At 60.3% G+C, this 14,257-nt stretch carries 17 protein-coding genes; 8 read left to right on the top strand and 9 right to left on the bottom strand.

Annotated features, from left to right (window positions below; genetic code table 11):
* Window positions 1-72: 72 nt before the first annotated feature.
* The 3 genes from ACCD00_RS03560 to ACCD00_RS03550 all read right to left on the bottom strand — a co-directional run bounded on the left by ACCD00_RS03560 (window position 73) and on the right by ACCD00_RS03550 (window position 3,152).
* On the bottom strand, window positions 73-603 hold the full coding sequence (locus ACCD00_RS03560) for a hypothetical protein (RefSeq protein ID WP_413421959.1): 531 nt from the start codon (window positions 601-603) through the stop codon (window positions 73-75).
* Between the two features lie 94 nt (window positions 604-697).
* Complete coding sequence (locus ACCD00_RS03555; protein WP_413421957.1) at window positions 698-1,216, bottom strand: ankyrin repeat domain-containing protein; 519 nt, start codon at window positions 1,214-1,216, stop codon at window positions 698-700.
* A 97-nt stretch (window positions 1,217-1,313) separates the two neighbouring features.
* On the bottom strand, window positions 1,314-3,152 hold the full coding sequence (locus ACCD00_RS03550) for a long-chain-acyl-CoA synthetase (RefSeq protein ID WP_413421955.1): 1,839 nt from the start codon (window positions 3,150-3,152) through the stop codon (window positions 1,314-1,316).
* A 357-nt stretch (window positions 3,153-3,509) separates the two neighbouring features.
* Between ACCD00_RS03550 and ACCD00_RS03545 the strand changes: the two genes are divergently transcribed.
* Window positions 3,510-3,788, top strand: coding sequence for a DUF3509 domain-containing protein (locus ACCD00_RS03545; protein ID WP_413422093.1), 279 nt, complete (start codon window positions 3,510-3,512; stop codon window positions 3,786-3,788).
* Window positions 3,789-3,899: 111 nt separating this feature from the next.
* Here the strand turns inward: ACCD00_RS03545 and mtnC are convergent, their stop codons facing one another.
* From mtnC to aroC, 5 genes are read right to left on the bottom strand one after another with little or no spacing between them, the layout of a single operon-like run.
* The gene (gene mtnC / locus ACCD00_RS03540) at window positions 3,900-4,583 is read right to left on the bottom strand and encodes an acireductone synthase (RefSeq protein WP_413421953.1); all 684 of its coding nucleotides are present in this window, start codon (window positions 4,581-4,583) and stop codon (window positions 3,900-3,902) included.
* A gap of 4 nt (window positions 4,584-4,587) precedes the next feature.
* The gene (locus ACCD00_RS03535; RefSeq protein WP_413421951.1) at window positions 4,588-5,133 is read right to left on the bottom strand and encodes a 1,2-dihydroxy-3-keto-5-methylthiopentene dioxygenase; all 546 of its coding nucleotides are present in this window, start codon (window positions 5,131-5,133) and stop codon (window positions 4,588-4,590) included.
* A gap of 20 nt (window positions 5,134-5,153) precedes the next feature.
* Complete coding sequence (locus ACCD00_RS03530) at window positions 5,154-5,780, bottom strand: methylthioribulose 1-phosphate dehydratase (RefSeq protein ID WP_413421949.1); 627 nt, start codon at window positions 5,778-5,780, stop codon at window positions 5,154-5,156.
* Window positions 5,777-6,928, bottom strand: a complete 1,152-nt coding sequence (locus ACCD00_RS03525) for an MFS transporter (protein WP_413421947.1) — start codon at window positions 6,926-6,928, stop codon at window positions 5,777-5,779. Before ACCD00_RS03525 ends, ACCD00_RS03530 begins: the two co-directional genes overlap by 4 nt.
* 29 nt (window positions 6,929-6,957) lie before the next feature.
* Window positions 6,958-8,049: a chorismate synthase gene (aroC, locus tag ACCD00_RS03520; RefSeq protein WP_085716874.1), complete on the bottom strand. Its 1,092-nt coding sequence runs from the start codon at window positions 8,047-8,049 to the stop codon at window positions 6,958-6,960.
* 83 nt (window positions 8,050-8,132) lie between these two features.
* Here aroC and ACCD00_RS03515 point away from each other — a divergent pair, with 83 nt between their 5' ends.
* Window positions 8,133-9,131 carry an alpha/beta hydrolase gene (locus ACCD00_RS03515; RefSeq protein ID WP_413421945.1) on the top strand — a complete coding sequence of 333 codons (999 nt, stop codon included), beginning with the start codon at window positions 8,133-8,135 and terminating at the stop codon, window positions 9,129-9,131.
* 131 nt (window positions 9,132-9,262) lie between these two features.
* Window positions 9,263-10,054 (top strand): hypothetical protein, encoded by a 792-nt coding sequence (locus tag ACCD00_RS03510; RefSeq protein ID WP_413421943.1) that lies wholly within the window; start codon window positions 9,263-9,265, stop codon window positions 10,052-10,054.
* A 162-nt stretch (window positions 10,055-10,216) separates the two neighbouring features.
* Here the strand turns inward: ACCD00_RS03510 and prmB are convergent, their stop codons facing one another.
* Window positions 10,217-11,125 (bottom strand): 50S ribosomal protein L3 N(5)-glutamine methyltransferase, encoded by a 909-nt coding sequence (prmB, locus tag ACCD00_RS03505; RefSeq protein ID WP_413421941.1) that lies wholly within the window; start codon window positions 11,123-11,125, stop codon window positions 10,217-10,219.
* A gap of 239 nt (window positions 11,126-11,364) precedes the next feature.
* Between prmB and ACCD00_RS03500 the strand changes: the two genes are divergently transcribed.
* The 5 genes from ACCD00_RS03500 to ACCD00_RS03480 all read left to right on the top strand — a co-directional run bounded on the left by ACCD00_RS03500 (window position 11,365) and on the right by ACCD00_RS03480 (window position 14,142).
* Window positions 11,365-11,955, top strand: coding sequence for a cysteine hydrolase family protein (locus tag ACCD00_RS03500; RefSeq protein ID WP_413421939.1), 591 nt, complete (start codon window positions 11,365-11,367; stop codon window positions 11,953-11,955).
* Between the two features lie 131 nt (window positions 11,956-12,086).
* A complete protein-coding gene (locus ACCD00_RS03495) occupies window positions 12,087-12,407 on the top strand; it encodes a hypothetical protein (RefSeq protein ID WP_413421937.1) in 321 nt (106 codons plus the stop codon).
* Window positions 12,408-12,485: 78 nt separating this feature from the next.
* The gene (locus tag ACCD00_RS03490; RefSeq protein WP_413421935.1) at window positions 12,486-13,043 is read left to right on the top strand and encodes a Smr/MutS family protein; all 558 of its coding nucleotides are present in this window, start codon (window positions 12,486-12,488) and stop codon (window positions 13,041-13,043) included.
* 77 nt (window positions 13,044-13,120) lie between these two features.
* On the top strand, window positions 13,121-13,666 hold the full coding sequence (gene folE, locus ACCD00_RS03485) for a GTP cyclohydrolase I FolE (protein ID WP_007988130.1): 546 nt from the start codon (window positions 13,121-13,123) through the stop codon (window positions 13,664-13,666).
* A gap of 104 nt (window positions 13,667-13,770) precedes the next feature.
* Window positions 13,771-14,142 (top strand): glutathione S-transferase N-terminal domain-containing protein, encoded by a 372-nt coding sequence (locus ACCD00_RS03480; RefSeq protein ID WP_150724597.1) that lies wholly within the window; start codon window positions 13,771-13,773, stop codon window positions 14,140-14,142.
* Window positions 14,143-14,257: the final 115 nt, after the last annotated feature.

The raw sequence follows: 14,257 nt of genomic DNA, 5'->3' as shown, positions 1-14,257 counted from the left end.
CTGAAGAGTGATTTGCCCTCTCAGGATAGACGGTCGTCGCGAGGGCTCCGCTTTATTGACAGTATTTGGCTATCAAACGTGGATCGCCACTTTCAGGGCTTCCAGGGATGGCGCGGCGGCGATGCCGACTTCAGCGCACAATTCCAGCACGCGTGGCACGTCATTGCCGTAGACCAGCACCACCTGCAACTCGTCATCGAGCAACTGGCTGAAGTTCATCAGTGTGTAGCCACCGTTTTCCTTGTTCAGGCTGCTCATCTGCACCTGGATGCGGTTGAGTGCGGTCAGGGCTTCGGTCCTGGCCAGCTGCTTGGGCTTGAGATTGAAATCCACACCCGGGCCGAACGAGGCGACAACCTGGGCGAACAGGTCCATGTAGGTGTCAGCCTGCAACAGCACCGTTTCCGGCAGGCTGCCGACCACCACCCACTCACCCAGCGGGATCGGGAAGCTGTCGTCGTAGTTGATGTCCGGATTGGCGGTCAGAAAAGCCTGCGGATCGGCGTAGGCCTGCGCCGCTTCGTCTGCGACCTTGAGGATTTCGTCTTCGCCCATGCACCCGGAGCTGATTTTGCTGATGAGTTCGACGAGTGCGGCTTTCATGGGGCGGATCCTGTAGCGAGGGGAATATTGAGGGCGCGAAGGATAGCGCAAATGTGGACCTGTAGTGAGCGCCCCCTCGCCACAAGGCCCTGCGTCAGCCCAGCAGTTTTTCCAGGTGCGCAACGACATCGGAAGCGCCCATGGTTTTCGCCGCGTCCAGCGCGGTGATGCCATTGGCGTCCCTGGCTTTCGGGTCGGCGCCCTTGCTGATCAGGTAATCGACCACTTCGACACGGTTGAACATCGCCGCCATCATCAGCGCCGTGCGGCCATCGAAGGACGAACCTTCAACCTGCGCACCGCCGTCGACCAAGGCCTTGATCACCGCCAGGTCGCCCTTGAAGGCGGCGCCGGCAATCGGACTCTGTCCGTTGTCGTTGCGGATCTCCGGGTCGGCCTTGTGCTCCAGCAGGACTTTTACCGTTTCCACATGGCCGTGGTACGCGGCCAGCATCAGCAAGGTATCGCCCTTGTGGTTACGCAGGTTCGGCGGTAACCCCTTGGTCAGCAGCGCGGCCATCATCGCCGCATCGCCCTCCCGTGCCTTGTTGAATACCTGTTCGGCAAATTCAGCGGCTTCTTCGGGGGTCATCTGGCGGCTTTTGTCTGACATTGGGTACTCCCTTCTCTGTCATTCGTAAAAGCCGACAGTTTCCCGAGCCACCCTGGCACTGTCACTTGTTTTTTCTCATGGGCTGCCATAGCCAGATTCAATAGCGGTACTTGCCGCCCTGAATGTCAGACAACAAATGTTCTGTGACCTGCACATACGTCTGGGTCCCCGGCAGCCAGGCATATATAGGATCATCACCGGTTTTACCCGGGTCGAAGGCCTCGTCCTTGAGTCGGGTCTTCTGATACTTGAAAGTCCCGGTGGTTTCCATTTTCACTTTCACCCGCAGGAACATTGGCACCGCATAAGCCGGCATTTGCTCACGGGCAAAGGCCAGCAGTTCACTGAAGTCCAGGGTTGCCAGGGATTCGGCGGGGGTAATCGCCGCCATCCCGGCCCGACCATTGGTATTGCGGATTTCCACGCCATAGGCCACGGCTTCGGAAATACTCGGGTGTTTCAGGAGGATGTTTTCGACCTCCGTGGTCGACACGTTTTCACCCTTCCAGCGGTAGGTATCACCCAGGCGGTCGACGAACTGTGCATGACCAAAGCCGATGTTGCGCAACAGATCGCCGGTGTTGTAGTAACGGTCGCCCTGCTCGAACACATCGTGGAGCACGACCTTGGCGGTTTTCTGCGGATCGGTGTAGCCATCCAGCGGGGCCTTGTCGTAGATTTTTGCCAGCAACAGCCCCTGCTCGCCCTTGGCGACCTTGCGCATCAGGCCGTTGGCCCCACGAATCGGCGCGCCGCTGTCGTGGTCGTACGCCACCAGTTCCCAGGACATCAGGGAAAAACCGATGGTGTTGTCGAAATTCAGAATGTTGGTGAACCCGATATTGCCGTCGCTGGCGGCGTACAGCTCACAGATGTGATTCACCGCAAAGCGGGTCTTGAACTCGTTCCAGGCGCCGGGGCGCAGGCCGTTGCCGATCATCTTCTTCACATCGTGCCGGCTGTCGTCGGCGCTGGGCGGTTGATCGACCAGGTAGCGGCACAGTTCGCCGACATAACCGATGGTGGTCGCCCGGTACTTGCGCACGTCGTTCCAGAACTGGCTGGCGCTGAATTTGCGGCGGATGGCAAACCCGCTGGCACCACTGACGGCCGCCCCCCAGCACACGCAAAGTCCCGTGGCGTGGTACAGCGGCAAGGTGCAATAGACGACATCGTCCGGGTGCATGTCCAGGGCGATCATGCCGAAACTCGCCGAGCTGCGCATCCAGCGGCCATGCTTGAACACGCCGGCCTTGGGCAGCCCCGTGGTGCCCGATGTGTAGATATAAAAGCAGGGATCGTCGAAGAAAATCTGCTGGCTGCTGGCCGGGTTGTCGCTGGCATCATCGAGACTGACGGTCATCAGGTTGATGAAACCTTCAGGCGCGATACCCGGTTGGCGAGAAGTGTCCCGATCGGCGACGAACCAGGTTCGGTCAGCCTTGATCGACACCCGATCACGAACCGCCAGGTACGCCGGGACCAACTCCTCACCGACAATGATCGCCACCGGAGACACCAGATTCACACTGTGCACCAGGGTGTCGCGGGTCTGCGAGGTATTGAGCAGCGCACTGACCGCGCCGACCTTGGCCACCGCCAGAATCGTCACCAGCAGTTCCGGGCGGTTCTCGATGAAGACCGCCACCACATCCCCCTTGCAGATGCCTTGGCCGATCAGGTGATGGGCAATGCGGTTGGCCCATTGGTTGACCTCGGAGTAACTGAGCCTCACGTCGTCTTGCAACAGCGCCGGGCCATCCGGGTTGCGCAACGTGGCTTGCTCGAAACACCAGCCCAAACCACACGCCTGGGTCGGGTCCGTGACGTTGGCGACCTTCATGCCCTTCACCACCCGGGGGATGGCTTTGGCAATGGAAGGCAGCTTGCGGAGCATCATGCCCCAGGTAATCGTGTCGTTCGACGTACGGCTCATGATTGCTCCCGTTCGATGTTTTTTTATTGTCGGGCGGCGATGACTGAGCCCGAAAATACGTCAACGGTTCTTGAGCTGTACACGCGGTTTTTGAAATGTTTTGTATCTGCGATCTTGATCTGCGACTGCGCTGCGCGAAGGTGATCCCGTGCACGCCAATTGGTTCCATCGAGTCGCCGACATACCTGCAAAATGCAGGATGCACGATGGCCATTCATGCAGATTGCACGAAAGCAAAAAACACTGAAAAACCTAACTTATTGATTTTTAACAATATTACTCAACTGAATTTACTGGCACAAAGGCTGCAACAGCCTCCCCATGCTTGCCATTCAAGTCATCACGGAGCTGAAAGACATGAGCCTTATCCAGGAAAAATTTTCGTCCCTGTTCTCCAACTTCGCAGTCACTACCCAGGACCGCCCTGATGGCGGGATCCTGCTGACCTTGTGCAGCGACGACGGCAGAGAATTCAAGCGCTCGATCTCTTACCAGCAATTGCACAATGGCGACCAACTGATGTGGGTCATCAGTGCGATTCGCCGCGACCTCGCGGAACAGGCCAGTGAACTGCCGCAGATTTCCCTGCTGCAAAGCCAGCAACGGTTTGCCCTGCCGACCTATCACTCGCTGTAAAAAACCAATGTGGGAGCGGGCTTGCTCGCGAAGAGGGTGTTTCAGTCAACATCATCGTTGAATGACACACCCTCTTCGCGAGCAAGCCCGCTCCCACAAGTTGTCCGGTGTTTAGAAGGCTGAAGGATTTATCCGCGCAAAGCTGTCCACAGTGACATGCCCCACCAGCTCCCCGCCCTCACGGGCCAGGCCGCAAGTGGCCATACCCGCCGCGCGCGCTGCGTCGAGTTCTTCGACGATGTCCGACAAAAACAGAATGTGCTCCGCTTCGACCTGGATCGCCTGGGTGATGTTGGCGTAGGACTGCGCCTCGCGTTTTGGCCCTGACGTCGTATCGAAGTAGCCGCCGAACAGCGGCGTCAAATCCCCCGCCTCCGAGCAGCCGAAGATCAACTTCTGCGCCTGGATCGAGCCCGAGGAATAAACGAACAGTTGATAGCCGTCCTGGTGCCAGTGCTTCAGCGCTTCGACGGCGTCGGGGTAGACGTGGCCTTTCAGTTGCCCGGCCTGGTAGCCCTGCTCCCAGACCATTCCCTGCAACGCTTTCAACGGCGTGGCCTTGCGGTCTTCGGCAATCCAGCCCAGCAGGATCCCGATGACCCGCTCCACGTCAGCATTCGCTTCATTGCTGTCGCGGCGCACGGCAGCCAGTTGTTCTGCCACGTCGGCGCGTTCGGCGTGCTGACGGACAAACGCCGGCAAGTGTTTGGCGGCATAAGGGAACAGCACGTCGAACACAAAACTCACCGCGCTGGTGGTGCCTTCGATGTCGGTGAGAATCGCTTTGATCGGCATCGACTCAGTCCTCAAGACGCGGGAATTGGCTGGCGATGTCTTCGCCGGTGAAGTTGGCCACCCAGCCTTCCGGGTTGTTGAACAGACGGATCGCGACGAAATGCGGATGTTCGCCCATGTCGAACCAGTGTTTGGTACCGGCCGGCACCGAGATCAGGTCGTTTTTCTCGCACAGGACCGCGTAGACGTAATCGTCGATGTGCAGGGTAAACAAGCCACGGCCTGCAACGAAAAATCGTACTTCGTCTTCGCCGTGGCGATGTTCGTCGAGGAACTTGGCACGCAGTTCGGCTTTTTGCGGGTGATCGCTGTTGAGGCTGATCACATCGACGGTAACGTAACCGTGTTCGGTCATCAGCTTGTCGATCTGCTCCTGGTAGGCGGCAATCACTTCTTCCTGAGTGGCGCCCGGCTGGATCTTCGCCGCCGCTTGCCAGCGGTCGAAGCGCACGCCCTGCTCGGCCAGGGTCGAGGCGATGTCTTCGAAATGGGTCAGCACCTTGTTGGGCATTTCAGGGCTGGAGACGTGATAAACGGACAGGCTGCTCATCGTGGCAACTCCTTAACGGTTCATGCGTTACGGTTAAAGAGCGAGCGCGTCTTCAACTCGCACTCGAACAAGAATTCAAAGGCCTCGATCTGCCGCAAGGCATCGCTCATGCGCGCCCCCCAGGTGTACAGGCCATGACCGCGGATCAGGTAGCCGACGCAATCGGGATGGGCGTCGAGCCAAGGCTGCACCTTGGCGGCCAGGCGCGCAATGTCCTGGTCGTTGTCGAAAATCGGCACGCGCACCCGGGATTCGTGGGTCGTCACACCGCTGAAGGCTTTTTGCAGTTCATAGTCTTCGAACTCGATGAAGTCTTGTGGTGTCAGGCGCGACAGCACGGTGGCATTCACCGAGTGGGTGTGCAGCACGGCACCGATCTCTGGGCGCCAGCTGTAGAGCTGGGTGTGCAACAGGGTTTCTGCGGACGGTTTCTTGCCCGGTTCCAGGCTGTTGCCCGACAGGTCAGTGGCCAGCACATCGTCCATGCCGAGTTGACCCTTGTGCTTGCCGGACACGGTCAGCAAGGCTTCGGTCGGCGACAGGCGGGTCGAGTAATTGCTGCTGGTGGCCGGCGACCAGCCGCGGCCGTACAGAAAACGCCCGGCGTCGATGATTTCCTGGGCGAGGTGTTCACGGGTAAGGCTCATGGCCTGTCCTCTTGCATACATGTGGCAATGATAACGGCAGCCGCAACGGCTGCGAGACTGGCAATACTAAAGGTCCATGCCGCGCCGAGGGCGTTCCAGCTGTAACCGGCGTACAACGCGCCCAATGCGCCACCGGTGCCGGCCAGTGCGGCGTACAACGCCTGGCCCTGGCCTTGCTGGCGCGCACCGAAGCTACGTTGCACGAATTGAATGGCAGCGGCGTGAAAGCTGCCGAATGTCGCCGCGTGCAGCACCTGGGCAAACAGCAGCACCCAAAGAAACTCCGCGAGCGAACCCAGCAACAGCCAACGCAACGCCGCCAGCAGAAAGCTGGCCATCAGCACCCGGCGCAGCGAGACGCGCGCGAGGATCCGGCTCATGGCCAGAAACATCAGGACCTCGGCGACAACGCCGACCGCCCAGAGCATGCCGATCACGCCACGGCTGTAACCCAGTCGCTCAAGGTGCAGGGTCAAAAAGGTGTAATACGGCCCGTGGCTCATCTGCATCAGCGCCACGCATACGTAAAACGCCAGCACGCCGGGGCTGCGCAATTGCTTGAGGAATCCTTCCCCCGCCACCCGGTTGCCCGGCGCCGGTTGGGCATTGGGCACCCACAGGCTGCTGAGCACGATGCCAGCCAAGATCAGCACCAGCGCCGCCGGGTAGATGTCCAGGCTCAGCCATTCGAACAGCCGGCCCAGCGCGACCACGGTGATGATGAAACCGATCGAGCCCCACAGGCGAATCTGGCTGTAGCGCGAGGTCTGCCCCTGCAAATGTGCCAGGGTGATGACTTCGAATTGTGGCAACACCGCATGCCAGAAAAACGCATGCAAGGCCATGACCATCGCCAGCCAGGCGTAGGTCTTGCTGACGAAAATCAGTGAAAAGGTCAGCAGCGTGCACATCGCACCGAAGCGCACGATGGCCAGCCGCCGGCCGGTGTAGTCGCCCAGCCAGCCCCAGATGTTCGGCGCCACGCAACGCATCAGCATCGGGATCGCCACCAGCTCGCCGATGCGCGCGGCACTGAATCCGAGGTGATCGAAATACAGCGCCAGAAACGGCGCTGTAGAACCGAGCAAGGCGAAATAGAACAGATAGAAACTGGAGAGCCGCCAGTACGGGAGCGCCGCAGTCGCCATCAGACGGCTGCGACTGTGAAGTCAGCCATTCAGAGCTGACCCAGCACCGGCGTGCTCACACGCACATCGGCGTTCTGCCCGCGGTGACGCAGCAGGTGATCCATCAGCACGATGGCCATCATCGCCTCGGCGATCGGCGTGGCGCGGATGCCGACGCACGGGTCGTGACGCCCCTTGGTGATCACTTCCACCGGGTTGCCATGGATGTCGATGGAGCGGCCCGGCGTGGTGATGCTCGACGTCGGCTTCAGCGCCAGGTGCGCAACGATCGGCTGACCGGAGGAAATACCGCCGAGAATGCCCCCCGCATTATTGCTGAGAAAACCTTGCGGGGTCATTTCATCGCGATGCTCGGTGCCACGCTGGGCGACGCTGGCGAAACCGGCACCGATTTCCACGCCCTTGACCGCATTGATGCTCATCAGCGCATGGGCCAGTTCGGCATCGAGGCGGTCGAAGATCGGCTCGCCCAGGCCCGGCATCACGCCTTCGGCGACCACCGTGATTTTCGCGCCGACCGAATCCTGGTCGCGGCGCAACTGGTCCATGTAGGCTTCCAGTTCCGGCACTTTGTCCGGATCCGGGCTGAAGAAGGCGTTCTGCTCGACCGATTCCCAGGTCTTGAACGGAATTTCAATCGGCCCGAGCTGGCTCATGTAGCCACGAATGACGATGCCCTGGCTCGCCAGGTATTTTTTTGCAATCGCCCCCGCCGCTACGCGCATCGCCGTTTCACGGGCCGAACTGCGACCGCCGCCGCGGTAGTCGCGCTCACCGTACTTGTGGTGGTAGGTGTAGTCGGCGTGGGCCGGGCGGAACAGATCCTTGATCGCCGAGTAATCCTTGGACTTCTGGTCGGTGTTGCGGATCAACAGGCCGATGGCGCAACCGGTGGTGCGGCCTTCGAACACGCCAGAGAGGATTTCGACTTCGTCGGCTTCCTGACGCTGGGTGGTGTGGCGGCTGGTGCCGGGCTTGCGACGGTCCAGGTCACGCTGCAGATCCTCCAGGGATATCTCCAGGCCCGGCGGGCAGCCATCGACAATGGCGACCAACGCCGGACCATGGCTTTCGCCAGCGGTGGTGACAGTGAACAGCTTGCCGTAGGTATTGCCGGACATGCAGGACGCTCCGTGAAATGAACCTGAATACGTAATGCGCGCCAGTATACGCAGGCTACCCAAGTAGTTCATCCTCGAACCTTATGGGTGCCGGTGAGTCCAACCGGCATCTTCTTGATGATGGCGCGATGATGCTGCGAGTTCTAGCCTTGAGCCTTACCCTGATTTCCGGCTTCGCCCAGGCGACCGTCCTGCAACGACCGATCTCGCTGGATACCGGTACCGGCGAGCTTTTCGGCTCGCTGTTGCTGCCAAAATCCGACGAACCCGTGCCGGTTGTCCTGATCATTTCCGGCTCCGGCCCTACTGATCGTGACGGAAACAACACCGACGGCGGGCGCAATGACAGCCTCAAGCGGCTGGCCTGGGTACTGGCCAAACACAACATCGCCAGTGTGCGCTACGACAAACGCGGTGTTGCCGCGAGCCTGGCGGCCACACCGGATGAACGCAACCTGACCGTGGACGCCTATGTCGCCGACGCCCAAGCCTGGGGCCACAAGCTCAAGGCCGATCCGCGTTTTGGCAAGCTGATCATGCTGGGTCATAGCGAGGGCGCCTTGATCGCCAGCCTCGCAGCGCCCGGCATTGATGCCGACGCGGTGATTTCTGTCTCGGGCAGCGCAAGACCGGTTGATCAGGTTATCCGCCAGCAACTGGGCAATCGCCTGCCACCGCCGCTGATGCTGCGCAGCAATGAGTTGCTCGACAGCCTCAAGGCCGGGAAACCCGACGACAACGTGCCGCCACCGTTGCAGGCGATTTTCCGTCCGAGCGTGCAGCCGTACCTGATTTCCCTGTTCCGCCAGGACCCGGCCGCAGCGTTTGCCAGGCTGAAGATGCCCGCGCTGATCATCCAGGGCAGCAACGACATCCAGGTCGGCGTCAATGACGCAAGGCTGCTCAAGGCGGCCAAACCGGACGCCGAACTGGCGCTGATCGAGGGCATGAACCACGTCATGCGCATCGTGCCCAACGACGTCAAACGCCAACTGGCTTCCTATAAAGACCCGCAATTACCCCTGGCGGCAGAACTGGGCACGCGAATCCTCGGGTTTATTGACGGACTTCGCACCAGTTGACCGCTGTAGGGGGCGTTCTCAACCAGTTTTCACGCCCCCTGGCCCTCCAGTCTTGAAAAAAACGGCCGATAAGCCTTTGTCGCCACCACATTGGTTGGCGACAAGCCGAGCTTGGACAGGATCTCGCCGTTATGACTGACACCCAGACTTCACCCGACACCACCGCTGAACAAGACGCACCGCCAGCGGTCGAGCTGCCCTGGGCGGACGTCCACGTCGAGCACCACAAGATGCTCCGTCTGTCACCGCTGCAGACTGACCGCAACACAGGCGGGCGCCCATTGCGATTTGTCGAGTTCGGCTATGCCGAGCGCAACGACAAGGAGCACAGCCTGATGCGCATGAGCATCACCCTGCCCGGCCAGCGCGTACGCAAGGAACAGAATCATCTGGACGTGTGGGTCGATCACGCCGACAAGCGCGTACATTTCGGCCCGCAAAGCGGCTTGCAGGTTGAACCGCTGAACCGTGGCATTGGCCGGTTCCTGGCGGCCCAGGGCATCAACTGGGCGAAGAAGCGCTGGCCGACCTATACCGTCGACGGCTTTGACCTGAACAACAAGGATGCGCTGAACGAAGACACCCGCCTGCGCCGCGATCATTTTTTGCGCGTGCACGGTTTCGACGTGGCGTATGCCGATGCCCAGCATTTGAAAGGCAGCGTCAAGCCGGTCCAGCTCAGCGACCTGACTGGCGACTGGAACAGCGAAAAACTGCAGGTCGTGGAAATTCTCGAAGCGGCGCAGATGCTTCAGCAAGCCGAGCAGAACCTGGCCGAGCAGGAAGTCAAACTCAAGAAACACGAAGAGAAAGTCAGCAAATACAAACGCGAAGACGCCGGGCTGCGCTTTACCATTACTTGCCTGGTGGCGTTTGCGGTGTTTCAGGCGGGGTTGCTGATCTGGATTGCCACGCACCGGTAAAGCTTTAAGTTACTGCACTTTGTGGCGAGGGGGCTTGCCCCCGTTGGGCTGCGAAGCAGCCCTGAAATCAGCTGACCAGGTGTGTCAGGTAATCCTGGGAGCAGGGTTTACGACGGCTTCGCCGCCGAACGGGGGCAAGCCCCCTCGCCACAATGATCGCGGTCAGACGCGGGAAGCGAATAGAGTCTGATGAACGCGGCACTGTTCGGCCGACAGCATGAACACACCATGGCCACCACGCTCGAACTCCAGCCAGGCAAAGTCGACTTCCGGGTACAACGCCTCGACGTGCACCTGGCTGTTGCCCACTTCGACAATCAGCAGGCCCTTCTCGGTCAGATGATCCGCCGCTTCGGCAAGCATGCGCCGCACCAGGTTCAAACCGTCGTCACCGCAGGCCAGGCCCAGTTCCGGTTCGTGCTGGTACTCGTCCGGCATGTCGGCAAAATCTTCGGCATCGACGTAGGGCGGGTTCGACACGATCAAGTCGAAACGTTGCCCCGGCAAGCCGTCAAAACCGTCGCCCTGCACCGTGTACACGCGCTGATCGACGCCGTGGCGCTCAATGTTCTGGTTAGCCACTTCCAGCGCTTCGAACGACAGGTCCGCCAACACCACCTCGGCATGCTGGAACTCGTAGGCGCAGGCGATGCCGATGCAACCGGAACCGGTGCACAGGTCGAGAATCCGCGCCGGCTCGGCAGCCAGCCACGGCGTAAAACGATTTTCGATCAGTTCGCCAATGGGTGAGCGCGGGATCAGCACGCGCTCATCGACGATGAACGACATGCCACAGAACCAGGCCTCGCCCAGCAGATACGCGGTAGGCACCCGTTCTTCGATACGACGTTTGAGCAAGTTCTGCAGGTGGACCAGTTCGTCGTCTTCCAGATTGCAGTCGAGGTAACTGTCGGCGATTTCCCAAGGCAAGTGCAACGCACCCAACACCAACTGACGGGCTTCGTCCCAGGCGTTGTCGGTACCATGGCCAAAAAACAGATCCTCCCCATGGAAGCGGCTGACAGCCCAACGGATATGGTCACGCAGGGTGCGAAGGCGGGAAGTGATCACGACGGCAAACTCCAGAAAAATCGACGGGGGATTCTACCAGTCAAACGGCGCCACGACGACGCGGGAAAACTTCCGACTCAACTGTAGGAGTTATCCGTTTTTTCGCCTGGCTATTGAACAAAATGCGACTATTGACAAGGCTACAGGCCAGCAACGACGGCACCTACGATCGTAGCGATTCACAGAACCGCTCAGCCAGAGGACAATGTCGCAAAAGCCCCACTCCAAGGAGCCCCAGAATGTCCGTTCCAAAAACGATGTTTCAACTCAGCGGCCGCGGTTATGCAGCGGCCAATCTGAGCCATGCAACGCTGGTCATCATCGATGCCCAGAAAGAATACCTCAGCGGTCCCCTGGCCCTGAGTGGCATGGATGAAGCAGTCGCCAACATCAAGCAATTGCTCGCCGCTGCCCGTGCAGCCGGCCGACCGATCGTGCATGTCCGCCACCTCGGCACACTCGGCGGGTTGTTCAACCCCCAGGGCGTAGGTGGTGAGTTCATTGCGGGCCTGGAGCCACAGAGTGGTGAAACCGTCATCGGTAAATTGTTGCCAAGCGCCTTTCACGGCACCGAACTGGCAAAACGCCTGGAAGACCTCGGCGCCCTCGACCTGATCGTCTGCGGTTTCATGAGCCACTCCAGTGTCAGCACCACGGTGCGCGCGGCCAAGAACCTGGGCTTCCGCTGCACCCTGGTGGAAGACGCCTGCGCCACCCGCGACCTGCCTTACAAGGGCAAAGTGCTCAGTGCCGAACACGTTCACCAGACGGAAATGGCGATCATGGGCGACAACTTCGCCACCCTCGCGCTGACCTGTGAACTGATCTGATCGACGCTCAATGAGCGGCCTGATACGCCGCTCATCCGCAAAAATCTCTCATTTGCCATAATTGTCTTAGCCTCAGGAACATCCCGGTCAACTCCCGGTCGAAGGGCCGATACCCATTGAGGAAGGTCGGAATGAAGTTATCCGATGGTTTTGACGCTCGCCGCTTGCGGCCCAAAGGCCAAAAAAACTGGCGTTTTCGAATCGGCGCGACGTTCGCGGCATTGCTGGCGATGTGCGGCGTGTTGCTCGCCATGGCCGGTACCGCCAGCCTGCTCGGCCACGCACCTGCCCTGGGTGAATTGAACACAAGCCGCACCGGGGCTGCCGTGATCCTGGTCATCGGCCTGTTCGTGCTGTACCTCGGGGTCTGGCTGTGGCGCCGTTGCCGTCGTCGCTCGCGACAGTCGCGGGAACTGGCCATGTCCCCGCACCTGATGAAAAAACACGACTGAGCCAAACGTCGCGCGCATTTTTGTCGCGCCCGATTCGCTTCGAGTTGGGTAAACTGGCCGCCCTTCGCGGAGGCTGACATGCAAGACGACGATTTATCCCTGTTCAAGAGCGCGCTCCAAGGCGTCAAGCCGATCAAGCACGATCGCGCCGAAACCGGCAAACCCAAGGCTGACCGCGCGCAGATTGCCAAGCTGCGTCAGGCGGCCAGCGTGCGTACCGAATCCACCACCGTTGACGGGCTGTCCGATCAGTTCGTCATCGACGTCGGCCCTGAAGACGAGCTGATGTGGGCACGTGATGGCGTGCAGGAAAGCCAGATGCGCAAGCTCAAGACCGGACAGATTCCGTTCGAAGGCAGCCTCGACCTGCACGGCATGAGCGTGGAAAAGGCCCGGGAAACCCTCTGGGCGTTCCTGGCCGAGGCAACCCGGTTCGAAATCCGCTGCGTGCGCGTCACCCATGGCAAGGCGGTACGCCTGGACGGCAAGCGGCCGATGATCAAGAGCCACGTCAACACCTGGCTGCGCCAGCATCCACAGGTGCTCGGCTTCACCTCGTGCCAGGCGAAACACGGCGGTGCCGGAGCGGTTTACGTCATGCTCAAACGCACCATGATGGAAGGTCGCGACGAGTAAAGCTGATGCGCCACGCTTGCAGCGTCGTGTCCGCCACCGTACCCTTGCCCTTTGCGTAAAATCCCACAGGTAGTTTCATGTCCCTGGAACAGAATTACACCGCGATCCTTGGCCAACTGGGCGAGGACGTCTCCCGCGAGGGCCTGCTCGACACGCCCAAGCGTGCCGCCAAAGCCATGCAGTACCTCTGCCGCGGCTATGAACAGACACTGGAAGAGGTCACCAACGGTGCCCTGTTCAGCTCCGACAACAGCGAAATGGTGCTGGTCAAGGACATCGAGTTGTACTCGTTGTGCGAACACCACCTGCTGCCGTTCATCGGCAAGGCTCACGTCGCCTACATCCCGAGCGGCAAGGTCCTGGGCCTGTCGAAGGTGGCGCGCATCGTCGACATGTACGCCCGCCGCCTGCAGATCCAGGAAAACCTCAGCCGCCAGATCGCCGATGCGGTCCAGCAAGTCACCGGCGCCCTGGGCGTTGCGGTGGTGATCGAGGCCAAGCACATGTGCATGATGATGCGCGGTGTGGAGAAGCAGAATTCGACGATGATCACCTCGGTGATGCTCGGTGAGTTCCGCGAGAATGCAGCCACCCGCAGCGAATTCCTCAGCCTCATCAAGTAATTCGCGGCACGAAGAAAACCGGCGTTCATCGCCGGTTTTTTTTCGCCCGTAAAAAATCAGGTAAGCTGCGCGCCCTTATTCATTTGCACCGTGAGGCTTTCAACGTGTTCGTAAAAGCGCTTCGTGTCGGCCTTGGCCAACTGATCATCTTCATCGACTTCATCACGCGCCCGAGCAAGAAAAAGCGCCCTGCCGCCGCTCAGGCCCAGGTCGAATCCGCCGCCAAGGGTCTGACCCTGTATCAATTCCACGCCTGCCCGTTCTGCGTGAAGACCCGCCGTACCCTGCGCCGCCTGAATGTGCCGGTGGCCCTTCGCGATGCGAAGAACAACGAACAGGATCGCCAGACCCTGCTGGAGCAAGGCGGCAAGATCAAGGTGCCGTGCCTGCGTATCGAAGAGAATGGCCAGACTACCTGGATGTATGAGTCCAAGGTGATCATTGATTATCTGGATAAGCGTTTCGCTGCAGCCTGATGGTTATGTAGTGCTCTGACGGACGCTTTCGCGGGGGGGGGCCCCCCCCCCCCCCGGGGGGGGGGGGGGGGGGGGGGGGGGGGGGGGGGGGGGGGGGGGGCCCCCCCCCCCCCCC

Source organism: Pseudomonas sp. Pseusp3 (assembly GCF_047304225.1).
Classification (GTDB): domain Bacteria; phylum Pseudomonadota; class Gammaproteobacteria; order Pseudomonadales; family Pseudomonadaceae; genus Aquipseudomonas; species Aquipseudomonas fluorescens_CD.
Note: the sequence above shows the minus strand (reverse complement) of the source record. Positions and strands in the feature narration are given on the sequence as shown.